A 16,651-nucleotide genomic window follows, 5' to 3' on the forward strand; every position below is an offset into this window, starting at 1 on the left:
AAACTTCACTAAACAACAATCCAAAGAAAGGGCGATTCGATGAAAAGACGATATTTATATTCTGCTGGTGCAGCAAGTGTGATTGGTGCTACCGTAGCCGGGTTTTTTTTGAAAGATAAGGATAATCGAGACAAGGTAAAACAAAAAATAAAAAATTATCAAGACGGTATTCGATCAACATTTGAAGATGCAGGGGTACCAGATCAGTCTGCAAATCAAGATTTAGCTCAATTAGAAAATGCTAAAATGGTTTCAGAAGGTTCTCAATTTGGAGTGCAATATTATACGGAAAATAAAGAAAAAAATACGAGCGAACAGCAACAATAAGAAAAGCGTTTCCGCAAAACGGAAACGCTTTTCTTATTCGTTATTATGTTGATTGGATTGTTTTTCTTCCGTATCTTCTAACTTTTGTTTATCTTCTTTTGGTATTACTTCTTTGTTTTGGTCTGGTTCTTGTGGGCGGTTTTCGCTAATAGGAAAATCGGGCATATAACGACCGACAATTGCAGCTACTTCGTCTACAACCGCATGAACTGGATGTCCTTGGCTAATCTTATCAGCCATTCCTCTAATTCTTTCATTACCATCTGCATCAGCCACTACGACGGCAGTTTTGCCATATGGATCATGATATAAAGCCTCTAATACACTGTATTTAATGGTGCCAACTCGTGATCGATCAAGGTCTTTGTCGACATCAATACCGACAACTGCATAAGGACCTGCAACGACGGAAGTAGCACTGTTAACATTTGGTACATTACTAGCTATATTGGCCAAATGATCAGCAATTTCATTATTTGAAAGATTTTTTTGTTGGGTAGGGTCTGAATTTTTAACTTGAATCATTTGATTATTCTTTTCTTCATCGGATAATGGTTTCTCTTGACTTTGCAGTTGGCATCCTGCAAATATAACAATACTTACCAACATAATTGTATATAACGGTATCTTGTTCACCTAAAATTCCTCCATCCTATTTAAGCCGATTACTTTTATTTTGGATGAAAAAATATAAATTATGCAGAAGTTATAGCGGATGTGATTTAACTAAAAAAAGAGCTTGTTTGTAAACAAGCATCTTTATTGAAACCTTACAGCCGTAATGTGTTTAATTGGATTTTCGCGGTTGGAACCATCTTTATAATATAAATGGACCGGGCCGTCTGCATGTAATGGTTTGCCCTCTTTAGAAAAAAGAAAATAACTATTATATAAATCCGAAATAGGGATCGTTATATCTCCTTCTTTTGTTACGAGGATAGCTGAAGTAGCCTCATCTTCAATCTCTGCATTATTCAGAAAATCATCTAAAGGGATTACATACGAACTTTTTAGCATTTTCTCACGCTCAAATTTCTTTATACTCCGATTTACAGGTGGTTTGCTAAGCTGGGAAACTTCTCTATCCCATCTTTCAGAGACACGCTTTAATTCATCGGATTCTTCAGAATGAGATGCTTCAGATTCAAACGCTTTCTCAAATTCGATTTTTCTGTCATCAAAAATCCATACGGTTGGATCTAGTGTAATGGGATAAGTAACTTTCCCGGTAATTGGTACGATCATTTATATCACCTCTTAATAGTTGTCCTAGTCAAGGATAGCAGAACTAGAATTTTTTTTCACTTCTAATAAATAATATTTTATTTTAATTTTATTTGCATTTTATCGATGCTAACGATAATATAATATAGAAAGAAGTCTTTTACTCGGAGGGGATAGATTTGATTCATGAGGTGACAGTAAATCATCGCGAAAAAGCCCATGCCCTTCTTAAGGCTGATGCTGAAAAAATTTTGCGACTAATTGAAGTTCAGATAGATAACCTCACTATGCCACAATGTCCATTATATGAAGAGGTATTAGATACACAAATGTTCGGGCTTTCAAGAGAAATTGATTTTGCTGTTCGTTTGAACTTAATCAACGAAGATGAAGGTAAAGCACTCCTTGAAAACTTGGAGAGGCAGCTAAATATACTGCATGAAGCAGCGCAAAATTCCGTTTGATTCAACCTTGATCGGCCTTTGCGGTTGAACGAAGAAGCAAAAACTTTGCCTACATACCATCATGGCAAGGTTTTTTTGTTTCATCATTCGATTTATATAGAGAAAATAGAAAAAACCGCTTGTATCACATGAAGTAGGGAGAAGGACAATGTTACAAAAATTAAAAAATTACGATTTTACATTAATGATTACACCAATCCTATTAGCCGCATTTGGATTAGTCATGATCTATAGTGCAAGTATGGTATTCGCGGTAGTTCAAGAGTACTCAGCGACACATTATTTAACCCAGCAATCGATTCGGTTCGCAATGGGACTTGCCGGTTTTATCATATGCTGTTTATTTCCATATAAATATTATCAAAAATTGATGAAGCCATTAATTTTGGGTGTTATTCTATTATTAATAGGTGTGTTACTATTTGGATCGAGTGTTAATAATGCTCAGTCGTGGTTTTTGGGAATCCAGCCCGCAGAATTTGCTAAATTAGCACTAATTTTGTATTTAGCTTCGGTTTATTCTAAAAAACAAGATTACATAAATGAGTTTAGTAAAGGTGTTCTACCACCGCTTATTTTAACAGGGATTATTTTAGGTTTAATTGTGATGCAACCAGATATCGGTACAGCTTCGATTATCTTCTTCATTGCTTGTTCTGTCATTTTTAGTTCTGGCATCCGTTTCAAACATTTATTTATTTTAATTGGAATAGGTGTAGCTTTACTGTTATTAGCAACGCCTTATATGATTACGGATGAGCGGCTATCGCGTTTTACAGGCGCCTATCAGCCATTTCAAACACCAGATTCTGATGGATATCAACTAATACAATCCTATGTAGCTATTGGAAATGGCGGTTTACTAGGAGAAGGGTTAGGGCAGAGTGTACAAAAACTTGGTTATTTAACTGAAGCTCACACCGATTTCATTATGGCTGTTGTGGCTGAGGAGCTTGGTTTTGTTGGAGTTGTAATTGTTATAGGAATGTTAGCCATTATCGTGATAAGAGGAATTGTTATTTCCAGAAAAGCACAAGACAGCTTTGCTGCATTGTTGGCTATTGGAATTTCTTCGATGGTAGGCTTACAAGCATTCATTAATCTAGGGGCAATTAGTGGCTTACTTCCGATTACAGGGGTACCACTTCCATTTGTTAGTTATGGCGGTTCATCTCTTTTGGTGCTAATGATATCAATGGGGATTTTAAATAATATAGCAATGCATGTGAAGAAAAGAGAGTTAGAACCAGCAGAAGAAAAACAAGAAGACAAAGAAAACAGAGTACTACAAACCTATCGAGGAGGAAAAACATGGAAGAACACAAGCAGATAAATAAAATATTAGTTGCGAACCGTGGGGAAATAGCAATACGCGTTTTTCGAGCTTGTACTGAATTAAATATCCGTACCGTTGCAATTTATTCAAAAGAAGACTCAAGCTCTTATCATCGCTATAAAGCAGATGAGTCTTATCTGATTGGGGAAGGAAAAAAACCCATTGATGCATATCTTGATATAGAAGGAATCATTTCACTTGCTAAACGAGTAGGGGTAGATGCGATTCACCCGGGGTATGGTTTTCTATCTGAAAATATCTTGTTTGCTAAACGTTGCGAAGAAGAAGGAATTACTTTTATTGGACCAACAAGTAGACATTTAGATATGTTTGGGGATAAAGTGAAGGCTAGGACCCAAGCTATTCATGCAGGGATTCCCGTAATTCCAGGAAGTGATGGTCCAGTACATTCACTAGATGAGATTGAAACGTTTGCTGAAAAGCATGGGTTTCCGTTGATGATCAAAGCTTCACTTGGCGGAGGCGGCCGTGGTATGCGGATTGTCCGCAGTAAAGAGGGCTTAGCCGAAGCTTATGATCGAGCGAAATCCGAAGCAAGAGCTGCATTTGGTAATGATGAAATTTATATAGAGAAGTTAATTGAAAATCCTAAGCATATTGAAGTACAAATACTTGGTGATCATGCAGGAAATACCGTACATTTATTCGAACGGGACTGTTCTGTTCAACGAAGACATCAGAAAGTAGTAGAAGTAGCACCAAGTACCTCGCTACCCGAAGAATTAAGAATGAGAATTTGTGAGGCCGCTGTTAATTTAATGGCCAATGTAGAATATGTGAATGCAGGAACGGTGGAGTTCCTTGTGACAGATAATGAATTTTTCTTTATTGAAGTCAATCCACGAGTTCAAGTTGAGCATACGATAACAGAAATGATTACAGGGATTGATATTGTACAAACACAAATTAAAATCGCTGAAGGCCAAAAGTTACATGACCGATCCATCGGGATCCCCATTCAAGAACAAATTGTCACAAATGGATTTGCCATTCAATCTCGAGTAACGACGGAAGATCCTTTAAATAACTTTATGCCGGATACTGGGCGCATTATGGCTTATCGTACTGGTGGAGGGTTTGGAGTTCGATTAGATGCTGGTAATGGCTTTCAAGGAGCAGTTATATCCCCGCATTATGATTCACTCTTAGTAAAAGTTTCTACATGGGCACTTACATTTGAGCAAGCTGTACAAAAAATGGTCAGAAACTTAAAAGAATTTCGGATACGTGGAATAAAAACAAATATCCCATTTTTAGAAAATGTTATCTTGCATGAGCAGTTTTTATCTGGTGTCTATAACACTACGTTTATTGATCATACACCGGAATTATTTGTTTTTCCGAAGCGTAAAGACCGTGGAACAAAAATGTTGACTTATATTGGTCATACGACTATCAATGGTTTAGATAAAAACGGCAAGAAGGAAAAACCGGAGTTTCCTAAACTGCAAATTCCGAATTTTGATGCAACAGAAAAAATTCCGGCAGGAACCAAGCAGATCCTCGATGAGAGAGGCCCTGAGGGACTTGCGAATTGGATGAAAGAACAAAAAGAAGTTTTATTGACAGATACCACTTTTCGGGATGCACATCAATCGTTACTTGCAACCCGAGTAAGAACAAAAGATTTAAACCAAATAGCTGAACCAACAGCGAGATTACTACCTAATTTATTTTCAGTAGAAATGTGGGGAGGAGCTACGTTTGATGTTGCGTATCGTTTCTTAAAAGAGGATCCATGGGAACGTCTATTAAAGCTTCGTGAAAAAATGCCAAATGTTCTTTTTCAAATGCTATTGCGAGCAAGTAATGCCGTAGGATATAAAAATTATCCTGATAATTTAATCAAAGAATTTGTTGAGAAAAGTGCGACTGCGGGAATTGACGTTTTCCGAATTTTTGATAGCTTAAATTGGGTTGAGGGAATGCAATTAGCAATTGAATCAGTGAGAGAAAATAATAAAATCGCTGAAGCTGCTATGTGTTATACAGGAGACATTCTTGATGTTGGACGCTCGAAATATGATTTAGACTATTATAAGAATTTAGCGAAAGATCTTGAGCGTTCTGGAGCCCACGTTTTGGGTATTAAAGATATGGCAGGCCTATTAAAACCAGAGGCTGCTTATCAGCTTATAACAACGTTAAAAGAAACAATAAGTTTACCGATTCATTTGCATACCCATGATACCAGTGGTAATGGAATTTACCTTTATGCTAGAGCCATCGATGCAGGTGTAGATGTAGTAGATGTAGCGGCTGGCCCCATGGCTGGTATGACATCACAACCGAGCGCACAAACGTTATATCATGCGTTAGAGACACATGAAAGACAACCGAAAATAAATGCAGCTTCCTATGAAAAACTATCCCATTATTGGGAAGGTATCCGTAATTACTATCGTGATTTTGAAAGTGGTATGAAGGCGCCACATACAGAAATATATATGCACGAAATGCCTGGGGGACAATATAGTAATTTGAAACAACAAGCAAAGGCAGTTGGGTTAGAAGAAAGATGGAATGAAGTTAAGTCCATGTTCCGAAAAGTGAATGATATGTTTGGTGATATTGTTAAAGTAACGCCTTCTTCAAAAGTAATCGGAGATATGACATTGTTTATGGTTCAAAATAATCTGACAGAAGATGATGTCTATGAGCAAGGGGAATCCATTGATTTTCCTGACTCGGTTATTGAATTTGCGCAGGGCTATATTGGTCAACCATATCAGGGATTTCCTCAAGAATTACAACGAATTATTTTAAAAGGGAAAGAACCATTAAAAGTTCGGCCAGGAGAATTACTTGATCCAATTGATTTTACACAGCTAAAAGAAACATTATTTAAAACATTGGATCGGCCAGTTACGAGTTTTGATATGATTGCTTACGCTCTTTATCCTAAAGTATATATGGATTATCATAGGTTCTATGATACGTATGGAGACATGTCTGTCTTAGATACACCTACCTTTTTCTATGGTATGAATTTAGGAGAAGAAATAGAAGTAGAAATTGAACAAGGAAAGACATTAATTGTAAGACTAGTATCCATATCAGAAGCTCGCGCAGATGGTACACGAGTAATCTACTTTGAATTGAATGGACAAACTCGAGAAATTGTTGTAAAGGATGAAAGCATCCAGTCTGAAATAGAGGTACGTCCAAAAGCTGATAAAACAAATGAAAAACATATAGCTGCAACGATGCCGGGAACGGTAGTTAAAGTGCTTCGTAATGTTGGAGATAAGGTAGATAAGGGAGATTATCTATTGATTACCGAGGCGATGAAAATGGAAACAACTGTCCAGGCACCGTTTAGTGGAACAATTAAAGGCATCCAAGTCTCAGACGGAGATACGATTGCTGTGGATGATTTATTAATCGAATTTGAATAATAAAAAACCGAGCAGTTTATCGAACTGCTCGGTTTTTTACTTACTGCTGTGTTGTACAGAAGTAGCTTGACTTGTAGTATGTATCTGTTTTGCATATCTTCCACTTCGATTGGCTAATAGGACAAAATATGTAATCATAGCAAAATAAAGGGAGATAACTAATGCATGCATTAATGCAGTTCCAAGGTGTAATCTCGTAAAGATAATCATAGCTCCAAAGAATACTTGTAATGATATAAGCAATAAGACTGTGATCCAGCCCCAATACATAACTTTATTGCTACGATAATGCAGTAACATTTTAAAGACTAAGGTAACTGTCCAAATAAACAATAAACCAGCTGCAAGACGATGCCCCATTTGAATCCACTGAGGGAAGGTATAGGCTGAGAAACCAAAAGGTTCATTGTTATTACAAAATGGCCATCCACCGCAAACTAGATTAGATTCTGTGTGCCGAACTAAAGCTCCTGTATATACAACCAACATGGTGTAAATGGTCAATGCATAAATTTCAAAACGATGTGCCTTTTTTATAAATAAAGCCTTTGCATCATATTTTTTATCGACTTCAAAAACAAGTAACATCAATAGAAAGACAGATGCAAACGAAATAAGTGAGATGCCAAAGTGTGCAGCCAATATAAAATCAGATTGTCCCCACATCACTGCCGCAGCTCCAATCAGTGCTTGTAGCACAAGAAATAAGACAGATAAGACAGATAAGAATTTTACTTCCCTAATATAGCCGATTTTCTTCCACGCTAAAATGGCTAATCCTACTACTGCAAATCCAACAATACCAGTAACCATCCGATGGCTTAATTCGATAATAAGCTCAGGTGTTATCGTGGATGGTACAAATTCCCCTTCACATAGTGGCCAACTGTCACCGCAACCATCGCCTGACCCCGTTTTGGTAACAAGTGCTCCGCCCAGCAATACAAACATCATTCCAACCGTTGCAATTACAGAAAGCCACTTTAAGATTTTGATCATAAGTATAGCCTCACTTTATTTACGTTAAAAATAGTATGTTTACAAATCCGCTAGATTCATCATAATATTAATACCTAACAAAAAGCAATGGGATGTCCTCAAAATAGATTGAGTTGACACACAATTGTTATAGTATCATGTTTTCATTGCATTTTCACTATGGAAATACAAAAAACGCTTGCATTGTTCCCTGTTGTTTGCTAGAAATAGTGTAGAGACTTTGCATTGATGTGTTTTCGAATAACTACTACATACATAATGGATGAAAAAATTGTAATCATTTTGATTTTGTGACAATTAATTCACAAAATCGTCACAAAAAGAAATAGGAATTACAGTAAAATAAAACTGAGTAGTTATTAGATTGTAAAACAATTCCATGATACAATGAACGCTGGGGATACTTTGAAAAGGTTTTATTTTTAATAGGTATACCTTTGTCTTATTATGCCTTGGAGGTATTTGAAGGGGGGGATATAAGCATGGATAAAGTAGAAACAGCTACTTCTCAAGTAGTCGGTAATGCGAATGTTGCTGATGAACAACGGTCAGCTTCTCTGTTAACAGATATAAAATCATTGATAAAAGTAGGAATTATAAACTCTAATTTAATTACTGTATTTGCAGGGTTTTGGCTTGCATTATACTTTACTGGTTTATCGTTTGTAGCTAATATTGGAACATTTGCATTAACGATGGTTGGAAGCGCTCTTGTTATTGCTGGCGGCTGTATGTTAAATAATTGGTATGATGCCGATATAGACCCAATCATGACAAGGACAAAATCACGTCCTACTGTTACTGGTACGATCTCGCTTCAAACCGTTTTGACACTTGGCATATTAATATCTGTGCTAGGATTTGGTCTATTACTATTCACATCTGTACAAGCGGCATTATTTGCCTTTATGGGCTGGTTTGTATATGTCGTTTTATATACGATGTGGTCGAAAAGAAAGTATACGCTTAACACCGCAATTGGAAGTTTTTCTGGAGCAGCACCGCCATTAATTGGTTGGTCAGCCGTCGAGCCTAATTTTCATATTGTTCCGTTTATATTATTTCTAGTTATGTTTATTTGGCAAACACCTCATTTCCTTGCATTAGCCATGCGGAAAAGTAAAGAATATAAAGCAGCAGGTATACCAATGCTACCAGTAGTACATGGTTTTGAATTTACAAAGCGACAAATTGTAGTATATATCGCTTGTTTATTGCCTTTGCCATTTTATTTGGCATCACTAGGTACTACTTTTGTTGTCATAGCTTCCATACTAAATGTTGGATGGCTGATAATAGGGCTTAGCGGCTTTTTTATGAAAAATGATTTGAAATGGGCAAATTTCATATTTATCTATTCCTTAAACTACCTAACGATCTTTTTCTTAATGATGGTAGTAGTTACATGGAATACAACATTTAGTTAACTTATGTCCTTAATTAAATTTAAATATAAGGAGCATCAAGAAAAGAAAGAGAGGTATGGATACATGAAAGGTTGGATGGGAAAAGTCAAATCTGTATTCCTTTTAAGTTTACTTGCGCTAGTGTTAGCTGGTTGCGGTAAGGAAAACTTAACTGCCTTTGTACCTAAAGGGTATGGTGCAGAGTCTTCCATGAATTTAATCATTTTATCTTCACTTATTATGTTGTTTGTTTTTATTATCGTATTTTTGGTTTACGTTATTACCCTTGTCCGTTTTCGCAAGAAGAAAGGACAAGAAGATTTCGTTCCAAAGCAGGTAGAAGGTAATAAAACACTTGAAACAGTATGGACAGTAATTCCAATTATATTAGTACTTGTCCTTGCAGTACCAACAGTTGCTGCTACATTTGATTTGGCAGATGAATCTGGGGCAAAAGACGGTATTAATATCGACGTCACTGGTAACCAATATTGGTGGCACTTCAGTTATGCAGGTGAAGAAATTCAAACAAGTCAGGATTTATACATTCCAACAGGAGAAAAAGTTTACTTAAACATGCAATCATCTGATGTGATCCATTCATTATGGGTTCCAAGTATTTCTGGTAAGATGGATGTCAGTCCTGAAAATGAAAACACCATGTATATTGAGGCAAATGAAGAAGGGGTTTATTGGGGAAAATGTGCAGAGCTATGTGGTCCTTCGCATTCTCTAATGGATTTCAAAGTGGTAGCAGTTAGCCCAGAGGAGTATGAACAATGGGTGGAAGAAATGAAAAAGGTTGATCCAGAAGCTCAACCACAAGATGCTGTAGCCCAAGATGGTAAAGCAGCATTTGAAGAAAATAATTGTATGAGTTGTCACGCAATTGGATCATCACCTGCAGCAGTTGGACCCAACTTAACTAATTTTGGAGATCGCTCGAAAATCGCAGGTATATTAGAACCTACGAAAGAAAACTTAGTTCAATGGATTAGAGATCCTGAATCCATTAAGCCCGGAAATAAGATGACGGGGAATTATCCTGAGCTATCTGAAGAAGAAGCAAGTAATATCGCAGAGTATTTGCTGCAATTGCAGCCATCTGAGATAACACCAGAGAGTGCAGGTAACTAATAAACTAAAGGGTGGAAGATGTAAAAGGGAGGTTTGAAATTTGAGTATTGCAGCTGCTCAAAAAAAGGGCTTCGGAGCTTTCATTTGGGATTACTTAACCACGGTTGACCACAAAAAAATAGCGCATTTGTATTTAGTTGGTGGTGGTTTTTTCTTCCTACTTGGTGGTTTGGAAGCAATGTTTATTCGTATTCAACTTATTAAACCTGAAAATGATTTTTTAAGTGCAGGTTTATACAATGAAATGATTACCATGCATGGTACAACGATGATATTTCTGGCAGCCATGCCGCTATTAATTGGTTTAATGAATGCCATCATGCCATTACAAATTGGGGCTCGTGATGTAGCGTTTCCATTTTTGAATTCACTTGGCTTTTGGTTATTTATGTTTGGAGGAATTTTACTAAATTGTAGTTGGTTCTTAGGAGGAGCACCTGATGCAGGGTGGACGTCTTATACACCATTGTCTACACAATCTCCAGGTCATGGAGTTGACTTTTATGTTCTAGGTCTACAGATTTCAGGGGCAGGTACCCTCATGGGGGGCATAAACTTCTTAGTAACGATTGTTACAATGCGTGCACCAGGTATGACCTACATGCGCATGCCGCTATTCACCTGGACAACATTTGTTACAAGTGTACTCATCCTTTTCGCGTTTCCAGCTTTAACTGTTGGATTGTTCTTATTAATGTTTGATCGGATGTTCGGCTCTGCATTTTTTGATGTGGCATTAGGTGGTAACGCCGTTATCTGGCAGCATTTATTCTGGATATTCGGTCACCCAGAAGTATACATACTGATCTTACCTGCATTTGGGGTATTCAGTGATATCTTATCAACCTTCTCTAAAAAACGTTTATTCGGATACACAGCAATGGTATTTGCAACCATTCTAATTGCGTTTTTAGGATTTATGGTATGGGCGCACCATATGTTTACCGTGGGATTAGGGCCTGTCGCCAATGCTATTTTCGCCATTGCAACAATGGCCATTGCCGTACCAACGGGTATTAAAATATTTAACTGGTTAGCAACCATGTGGGGCGGAAGTATAACAATAAATTCAGCAATGCTTTGGTCGCTAGCATTTATTCCTTCCTTTACTATAGGTGGAATGACAGGGGTAATGCTTGCTTCAGCAGTTGCCGATTATCAGTATCACGATACGTATTTCGTTGTTGCGCATTTCCATTATGTCATTGTAGGTGGGGTTGTATTTGGTATCCTAGCAGCGCTTCATTATTGGTGGCCAAAACTTTTTGGGAAAATTCTTAATGAAGCAATGGGTAAATGGGCATTCTGGTTATTCTTTATTGGATTCCATTTAACGTTCTTTATTCAACATTTCCTAGGTTTAATGGGGATGCCACGTCGTTATTGGGTATTCTTAGAAGACCAAGGGCTTGATACCGGTAACTTGGTTAGTACGATTGGCGCTCTACTAATGGGTCTAGGTGGTTTAATCTTTGTTATTAATATTATTTATACGGCATTTAAAGGAGAGAATGCATCTGGAGATCCTTGGGATGGTCGTACGTTAGAATGGGCGATTCCTTCACCACCTCCATTCTATAACTTTAAACAGACGCCACTTGTTCGTGGTTTAGATCCATTATGGATTGAGAAAACAGAAGGAAAAGGTGAAATGACTGGTGCTGAACCGATTGGTGATATCCACATGCCAGATGGATCGATTTTACCATTTATTATGTCGATTGGTTTCTTTATCGCTGGTTTCGGGTTTATTTATCAAACGGATCAAAAAGCATGGTTACTGGCAGTATTTGCTGGAATGGGGATAGCACTACTATGTATGCTTATTCGCTCATTAAAAGATTACCATGGCTATCATATCACCAAAGAAGAACTAGAAAGGGAGGCTGACTAAGATGAGTCACGATCATTCCTTAAATCCAGAAACAATGCCTCAAGAACCAGAAAAAGCTACCCTGGAAGGCAAGAATAAATTTCTTGGGTTATGGTTTTTCTTAGGCGGTGAAACAGTCCTATTCGCAAGCTTATTCGGTACCTATCTCGCGCTTAGGAATTCAACCGCAAATGGTCCAACTGCACAAGATTTATTTGGACTTGAGCTTGTTTTCATCATGACAATGTTACTTTTAACTAGTTCATTGACCAGTGTATATGCAATGTATCATATGAAGAACAACGATTTTAAAAAAATGCAATTATGGCTAGGAATAACTGCTTTCCTTGGTATAGGTTTCTTAGCCTGTGAGATCTATGAATTTTATCACTATATCCATGAATATGAATTCACTTTTCGATCATCCGCATTTGGTTCAGCTTTCTATACACTAGTTGGCTTCCACGGTGGACACGTGGCATTCGGGTTAAGCTGGTTAATTGCTATTATGGTAAGAAATGCAAAACGAGGATTAAATCTTTACAATGCACCTAAATACTACACATTTAGTTTATACTGGCACTTCATCGATGTGGTATGGGTATTTATCTTTACAGTCGTATATCTAATGGGAAAGGTGGGTTAATTCATGCCGGATAACACCAATACCAACTCATTTCAAAAGCAGAAAAATAAAGATGAAATGAAGAAACAATTAATTTCGTTTGCTTTAATGATTGGTTTTACCATTATTGCATTCGCGATTGTAGCTGCAGAAGTAATGGATAAAATGTTTGCTGTACCTTTACTGCTAGTACTGGCGGTAGTGCAAGTAGCATTTCAATTTTATTATTTTATGCATATGAAAGATCGGGGACATGAGTTTCCTGCTATGATGATTTACGGTGGTGTTTGGGCAGCTGTATTAACAATAGCGGCCCTTGTAGCTATCGTATGGTGGTAGATAGAATAAAGAAAGGTCGGGGGCATTGATTTCCCGACCTTTTTAAATGGTTTTTGGAAGGGATTAGCGGTTCAGTTACCGAATCTATATTCATATTTGTTGCTTTGTTTCTAAAAGTCGTCACATTATACACGTGTGTTATTGTTTCTTATAAGTTATAATGGTGGGGACAATCCTTTGATTTGAGGTGAATCGAGATGTGGTTAGAGTTGCAGATCTTTGGGTTTCGTGGGTTATGGAGTCCATACTTTCTATTATTTATCATCGGATTAAGTGTTGCCTATTTTCTAATAACAGGACCATATCGGCATAAAATTGGCGGAACAGATAAGCCAACAAATAAACAACAGGTAATGTTCTATACAGGGATGGTTCTTCTTTACGCAGTCAAAGGGTCGCCAATTGATTTATTATCCCATATCATGTTGTCGGCACATATGATTCAAATGGCGATTTATTACTTAGTTTTTCCGATATTATTAATTCAAGGTATTCCTGTTTGGATTTGGAAAAAGGTGATTTACGCACCAATTATTCAACCAATATTTAAATTAGTTACAAAACCATTAATTTCATTATTATTATTTAATGCATTATTTTCTATTTACCATATTCCTGCCGTATTCGATTTTGCAAAATCAAACACGGTGGCACATACATCGATTTCTTTAACTATTCTAATCACCGCGTTTATTGTATGGTGGCCAATTTTATCACCAATTAAAGAGCTAGATACAATGCGGCCGCTTGTCAAAATTGGTTATATCTTTGCAAATGGTGTATTAATTACACCTGCATGTGTTCTAATCATCTTTGCAGACCATCCGTTATTTGCTGCTTATAGCCAAGACGGTGCATGGTTACAAGCCTTAGCTTTGTGTGTACCTGGAGAAGTTCTACAAGGAATTTCTTTTAGTATATCAGGACCAGAAATGTTCTCACCAATGAGTACACTGGAAGATCAGCAACTAGGTGGAATTATTATGAAAATTATGCAGGAAATAACATATGGGATTTTGTTGGGAAGAATATTCTTTAAGTGGTTTAATAACGAAAGTTTGAAAGTCGATCCATTACCAAAAGATGTACAGCATGAACTTCGCTAAAGAAAAAATTCCCGTTTTTCTTTACATAAACGGGAATTTTTTCTATGAAGTGTAATTGCATTTTTGTTACTATGCTATAGAGAAGGGAGTTAGCAAGATGCCTATCTTACCATCAATCAGTACATTCTTTATTGTACTAAGTGGTATCTTAGTAGCTATCGGGTGGCGTTATATTGTAAAAGGTAATGCCAAAAAACATAAGAAGACAATGATAGCTGCTGCTATTAGTGCTTTGATCTTTTTTATCATTTATGTATCACGCACGATTTTTATTGGTAATACTAGTTTTGGAGGACCTGATGATTTAAAAATATACTATACCATTTTTCTAATCTTTCATATCACATTAGCAACAACGGGTGCTATTTTTGGAATTGTAACGTTAACGTTAGCTTTTAAGCGAAAAATTAGGATACATAGAAAGATTGGGCCAGTAACTAGTATCATTTGGTTTTTTACAGCAGCAACGGGTACCGTTGTTTACCTTCTTTTATATATTTTGTATGAGGGTGGAGAAACAACGAGTTTAATTAAAGCGATACTAGGAACATAATAAAAGGGTTGGAGTTCAAAACTCCAACCCTTTTATATTTTAACGTTCCAAGTAATAATACCTGCTTCTTTTGCAGAATTAAATGCGATAACTAATAATGGACCAAGAATGAAACCAAACAGTCCTAATAACTTTAGACCGATAAACATGGATATTAGTGTCGCTAATGGGGATAACCCAATGTGTTGCCCCATTACCTTTGGTTCAACAGTTCGTCTGATCGCTAATAAGATAATAGCCAGTACTGCTAATTGTATCCCCATGTTCGTATCTCCTGCTAAAAACATAAAAATAGACCATGGTCCGAGAATTGCTATGGAGCCAATTATTGGGATGAGGTCAACAATCCAAATAATCAGTGACATAATAATGGCAACTTCAGGTGCAATGAAGAAAAGTCCAATTAGGGTCACGGCTAATATTATTAAGCTTACTAGGAACTGAGCCTTAAAGAATCCGAGAAATACACTTGTCAGTCTTGCATTCATAAAGGAAACTTTTTCGGCTGTTTCTTTTGTCATTAAGTGGTACATCTTTGCTTTAAGTATTGGTAATTCAAGCATAAATAAGAATAAAGCAATTAAATAGACGATGAAGCTAATCAAGTATTGAGGCACTTTTGCAAATACTTGAGCAATATTTTCTAATGTAATGGTTTCTTGAGCAGTTCTACTAAGAGCATTGAGATTTGATTCAATACTATTGGATACTTGGTCGACAAATTCTTTGGGTAAGTTATCCGTATATTGTTGAATATCTGATTCCCAATTTTCATAGATACGATTTAATTCATTAAAATGGGAAGGAACATCTTCAACAAAATTGACAACTTGTGTTACTGCCCTAGTAACTGTAAATGTCCCAGCTACTGCTAAAACTACAAGAAAAAGTAAAAAAACAATCGTTACCGATATTTTACGATTTAATCTCAGTTTTCGCTGTATCATCCGTACAATTGGATTTAGGAAAAGGGCTGTAAAAAAAGCAACGATTAATGGGATTGAAATCGGTAAAATAAAGATGAAAAGCAGGATGGCAATGATACATAATAAGATGATGGTCCAATGGCGTTTTGTAATATTACGAAACAACGTATTACGATGGCTCCTTTCCTCATAAACAAACAGATTCATATACTATACAAAATATAGCATTTCTTTACTTATTTGAACAGAATTACGGATGCGATAGATAATAGAGGGGTAATCTATATTGGACTCATAACCGTGCAACCATAAGAAAAATCATGATAAGTGTAAAAAACCGGCTACTTTTTCCATGGAAGTAGTCGGCTATCGTATTCAAGCATTAAATTGATCGATTTCTGTTTTTACTTTGCTAACTAAATCATTTGCCCGTTCTACTAAGTTCTCCGGGAATATTTCTTCTTCTCCATATTCTACACCATGTGGGTAGTAGTGTTTCCCTAACAATGGGGTCATTAATTTAATGACTGCGTTTCCACGATCAACATCGCCTTCAATTGCATATCCTTGGATCCGGATATAGTATGTAATGTTTTTTTCTTTCGAGTCCATTCGATAATCATACGTAACACGTTCATAATCCCATTGCCCAGCCCGAATAAATGCGTGTTTTGCAGTTAAATGGTCCAGTGGTTTTAAATCAATAACCTTGTCTTCTAATCCAGTATTTTCTAATCTCATTTTATCCACCTCACCTAAAGAGTCCTCATTATCTTATATTAGTATGAATTCCAAAAACTTGCAATCGAAAAGGCTACCAAAGTGTATTGTTTGCTGTGCTACTTTATTTTTATTATGATACGTATAAATAATAGAGAAGATAGCATTGTTTATCTATGTTTTGCATATACATACGA

At 36.6% G+C, this 16,651-nt stretch carries 16 protein-coding genes; 11 read left to right on the forward strand and 5 right to left on the reverse strand.

What is annotated here, in order from left to right:
* Nucleotides 1–39 precede the first annotated feature (39 nt).
* The gene (locus tag JKP73_RS08810) at nucleotides 40–327 is read left to right on the forward strand and encodes a YbyB family protein (RefSeq protein WP_038244510.1); all 288 of its coding nucleotides are present in this window, start codon (nucleotides 40–42) and stop codon (nucleotides 325–327) included.
* A 33-nt stretch (nucleotides 328–360) separates the two neighbouring features.
* Here the strand turns inward: JKP73_RS08810 and JKP73_RS08815 are convergent, their stop codons facing one another.
* Complete coding sequence (locus JKP73_RS08815) at nucleotides 361–963, reverse strand: YhcN/YlaJ family sporulation lipoprotein (RefSeq protein ID WP_234447090.1); 603 nt, start codon at nucleotides 961–963, stop codon at nucleotides 361–363.
* Between the two features lie 123 nt (nucleotides 964–1,086).
* Nucleotides 1,087–1,572 (reverse strand): hypothetical protein, encoded by a 486-nt coding sequence (locus JKP73_RS08820; protein ID WP_021291708.1) that lies wholly within the window; start codon nucleotides 1,570–1,572, stop codon nucleotides 1,087–1,089.
* Nucleotides 1,573–1,733: 161 nt separating this feature from the next.
* Between JKP73_RS08820 and JKP73_RS08825 the strand changes: the two genes are divergently transcribed.
* From JKP73_RS08825 to pyc, 3 genes are all read left to right on the forward strand, one after another.
* The gene (locus tag JKP73_RS08825; RefSeq protein WP_031335609.1) at nucleotides 1,734–2,015 is read left to right on the forward strand and encodes an Fpa/YlaN family protein; all 282 of its coding nucleotides are present in this window, start codon (nucleotides 1,734–1,736) and stop codon (nucleotides 2,013–2,015) included.
* A 148-nt stretch (nucleotides 2,016–2,163) separates the two neighbouring features.
* The gene (gene ftsW / locus JKP73_RS08830) at nucleotides 2,164–3,348 is read left to right on the forward strand and encodes a putative lipid II flippase FtsW (protein WP_021291706.1); all 1,185 of its coding nucleotides are present in this window, start codon (nucleotides 2,164–2,166) and stop codon (nucleotides 3,346–3,348) included.
* Nucleotides 3,327–6,770 (forward strand): pyruvate carboxylase, encoded by a 3,444-nt coding sequence (pyc, locus tag JKP73_RS08835; RefSeq protein WP_160807233.1) that lies wholly within the window; start codon nucleotides 3,327–3,329, stop codon nucleotides 6,768–6,770. The genes ftsW and pyc overlap by 22 nt, the downstream gene beginning before the upstream one ends.
* A gap of 36 nt (nucleotides 6,771–6,806) precedes the next feature.
* Here pyc and JKP73_RS08840 read toward each other — a convergent pair whose 3' ends face one another.
* Nucleotides 6,807–7,769: a COX15/CtaA family protein gene (locus tag JKP73_RS08840; protein ID WP_021291704.1), complete on the reverse strand. Its 963-nt coding sequence runs from the start codon at nucleotides 7,767–7,769 to the stop codon at nucleotides 6,807–6,809.
* A 482-nt stretch (nucleotides 7,770–8,251) separates the two neighbouring features.
* Between JKP73_RS08840 and cyoE the strand changes: the two genes are divergently transcribed.
* The 7 genes from cyoE (at nucleotide 8,252) to JKP73_RS08875 (ending at nucleotide 14,808) form a co-directional block, all read left to right on the forward strand.
* Nucleotides 8,252–9,196 carry a heme o synthase gene (gene cyoE / locus JKP73_RS08845; protein WP_160807232.1) on the forward strand — a complete coding sequence of 315 codons (945 nt, stop codon included), beginning with the start codon at nucleotides 8,252–8,254 and terminating at the stop codon, nucleotides 9,194–9,196.
* Nucleotides 9,197–9,259: 63 nt separating this feature from the next.
* A complete protein-coding gene (gene coxB / locus JKP73_RS08850) occupies nucleotides 9,260–10,312 on the forward strand; it encodes a cytochrome c oxidase subunit II (RefSeq protein ID WP_021291702.1) in 1,053 nt (350 codons plus the stop codon).
* 40 nt (nucleotides 10,313–10,352) lie between these two features.
* Complete coding sequence (gene ctaD, locus JKP73_RS08855; protein ID WP_021291701.1) at nucleotides 10,353–12,206, forward strand: cytochrome c oxidase subunit I; 1,854 nt, start codon at nucleotides 10,353–10,355, stop codon at nucleotides 12,204–12,206.
* Nucleotide 12,207: 1 nt separating this feature from the next.
* Entirely contained in the window at nucleotides 12,208–12,831 is a 624-nt protein-coding gene (locus JKP73_RS08860; protein WP_021291700.1) for a cytochrome (ubi)quinol oxidase subunit III, read from the forward strand.
* Nucleotides 12,832–12,834: 3 nt separating this feature from the next.
* The gene (ctaF, locus tag JKP73_RS08865; RefSeq protein WP_021291699.1) at nucleotides 12,835–13,149 is read left to right on the forward strand and encodes a cytochrome c oxidase subunit IVB; all 315 of its coding nucleotides are present in this window, start codon (nucleotides 12,835–12,837) and stop codon (nucleotides 13,147–13,149) included.
* A 197-nt stretch (nucleotides 13,150–13,346) separates the two neighbouring features.
* Nucleotides 13,347–14,255, forward strand: coding sequence for a cytochrome c oxidase assembly factor CtaG (ctaG, locus tag JKP73_RS08870; RefSeq protein WP_160807231.1), 909 nt, complete (start codon nucleotides 13,347–13,349; stop codon nucleotides 14,253–14,255).
* 97 nt (nucleotides 14,256–14,352) lie between these two features.
* Nucleotides 14,353–14,808: a DUF420 domain-containing protein gene (locus tag JKP73_RS08875; protein ID WP_021291697.1), complete on the forward strand. Its 456-nt coding sequence runs from the start codon at nucleotides 14,353–14,355 to the stop codon at nucleotides 14,806–14,808.
* 32 nt (nucleotides 14,809–14,840) lie between these two features.
* Here the strand turns inward: JKP73_RS08875 and ytvI are convergent, their stop codons facing one another.
* Nucleotides 14,841–15,899 (reverse strand): sporulation integral membrane protein YtvI, encoded by a 1,059-nt coding sequence (ytvI, locus tag JKP73_RS08880; RefSeq protein ID WP_160807230.1) that lies wholly within the window; start codon nucleotides 15,897–15,899, stop codon nucleotides 14,841–14,843.
* Between the two features lie 210 nt (nucleotides 15,900–16,109).
* Complete coding sequence (locus tag JKP73_RS08885) at nucleotides 16,110–16,475, reverse strand: YugN family protein (RefSeq protein ID WP_021291695.1); 366 nt, start codon at nucleotides 16,473–16,475, stop codon at nucleotides 16,110–16,112.
* Nucleotides 16,476–16,651 lie beyond the last annotated feature (176 nt).

The sequence above is a fragment of the Virgibacillus salexigens genome, from assembly GCF_014905415.1.
Taxonomy (GTDB): Bacteria; Bacillota; Bacilli; order Bacillales; family Amphibacillaceae; genus Virgibacillus; species Virgibacillus salexigens.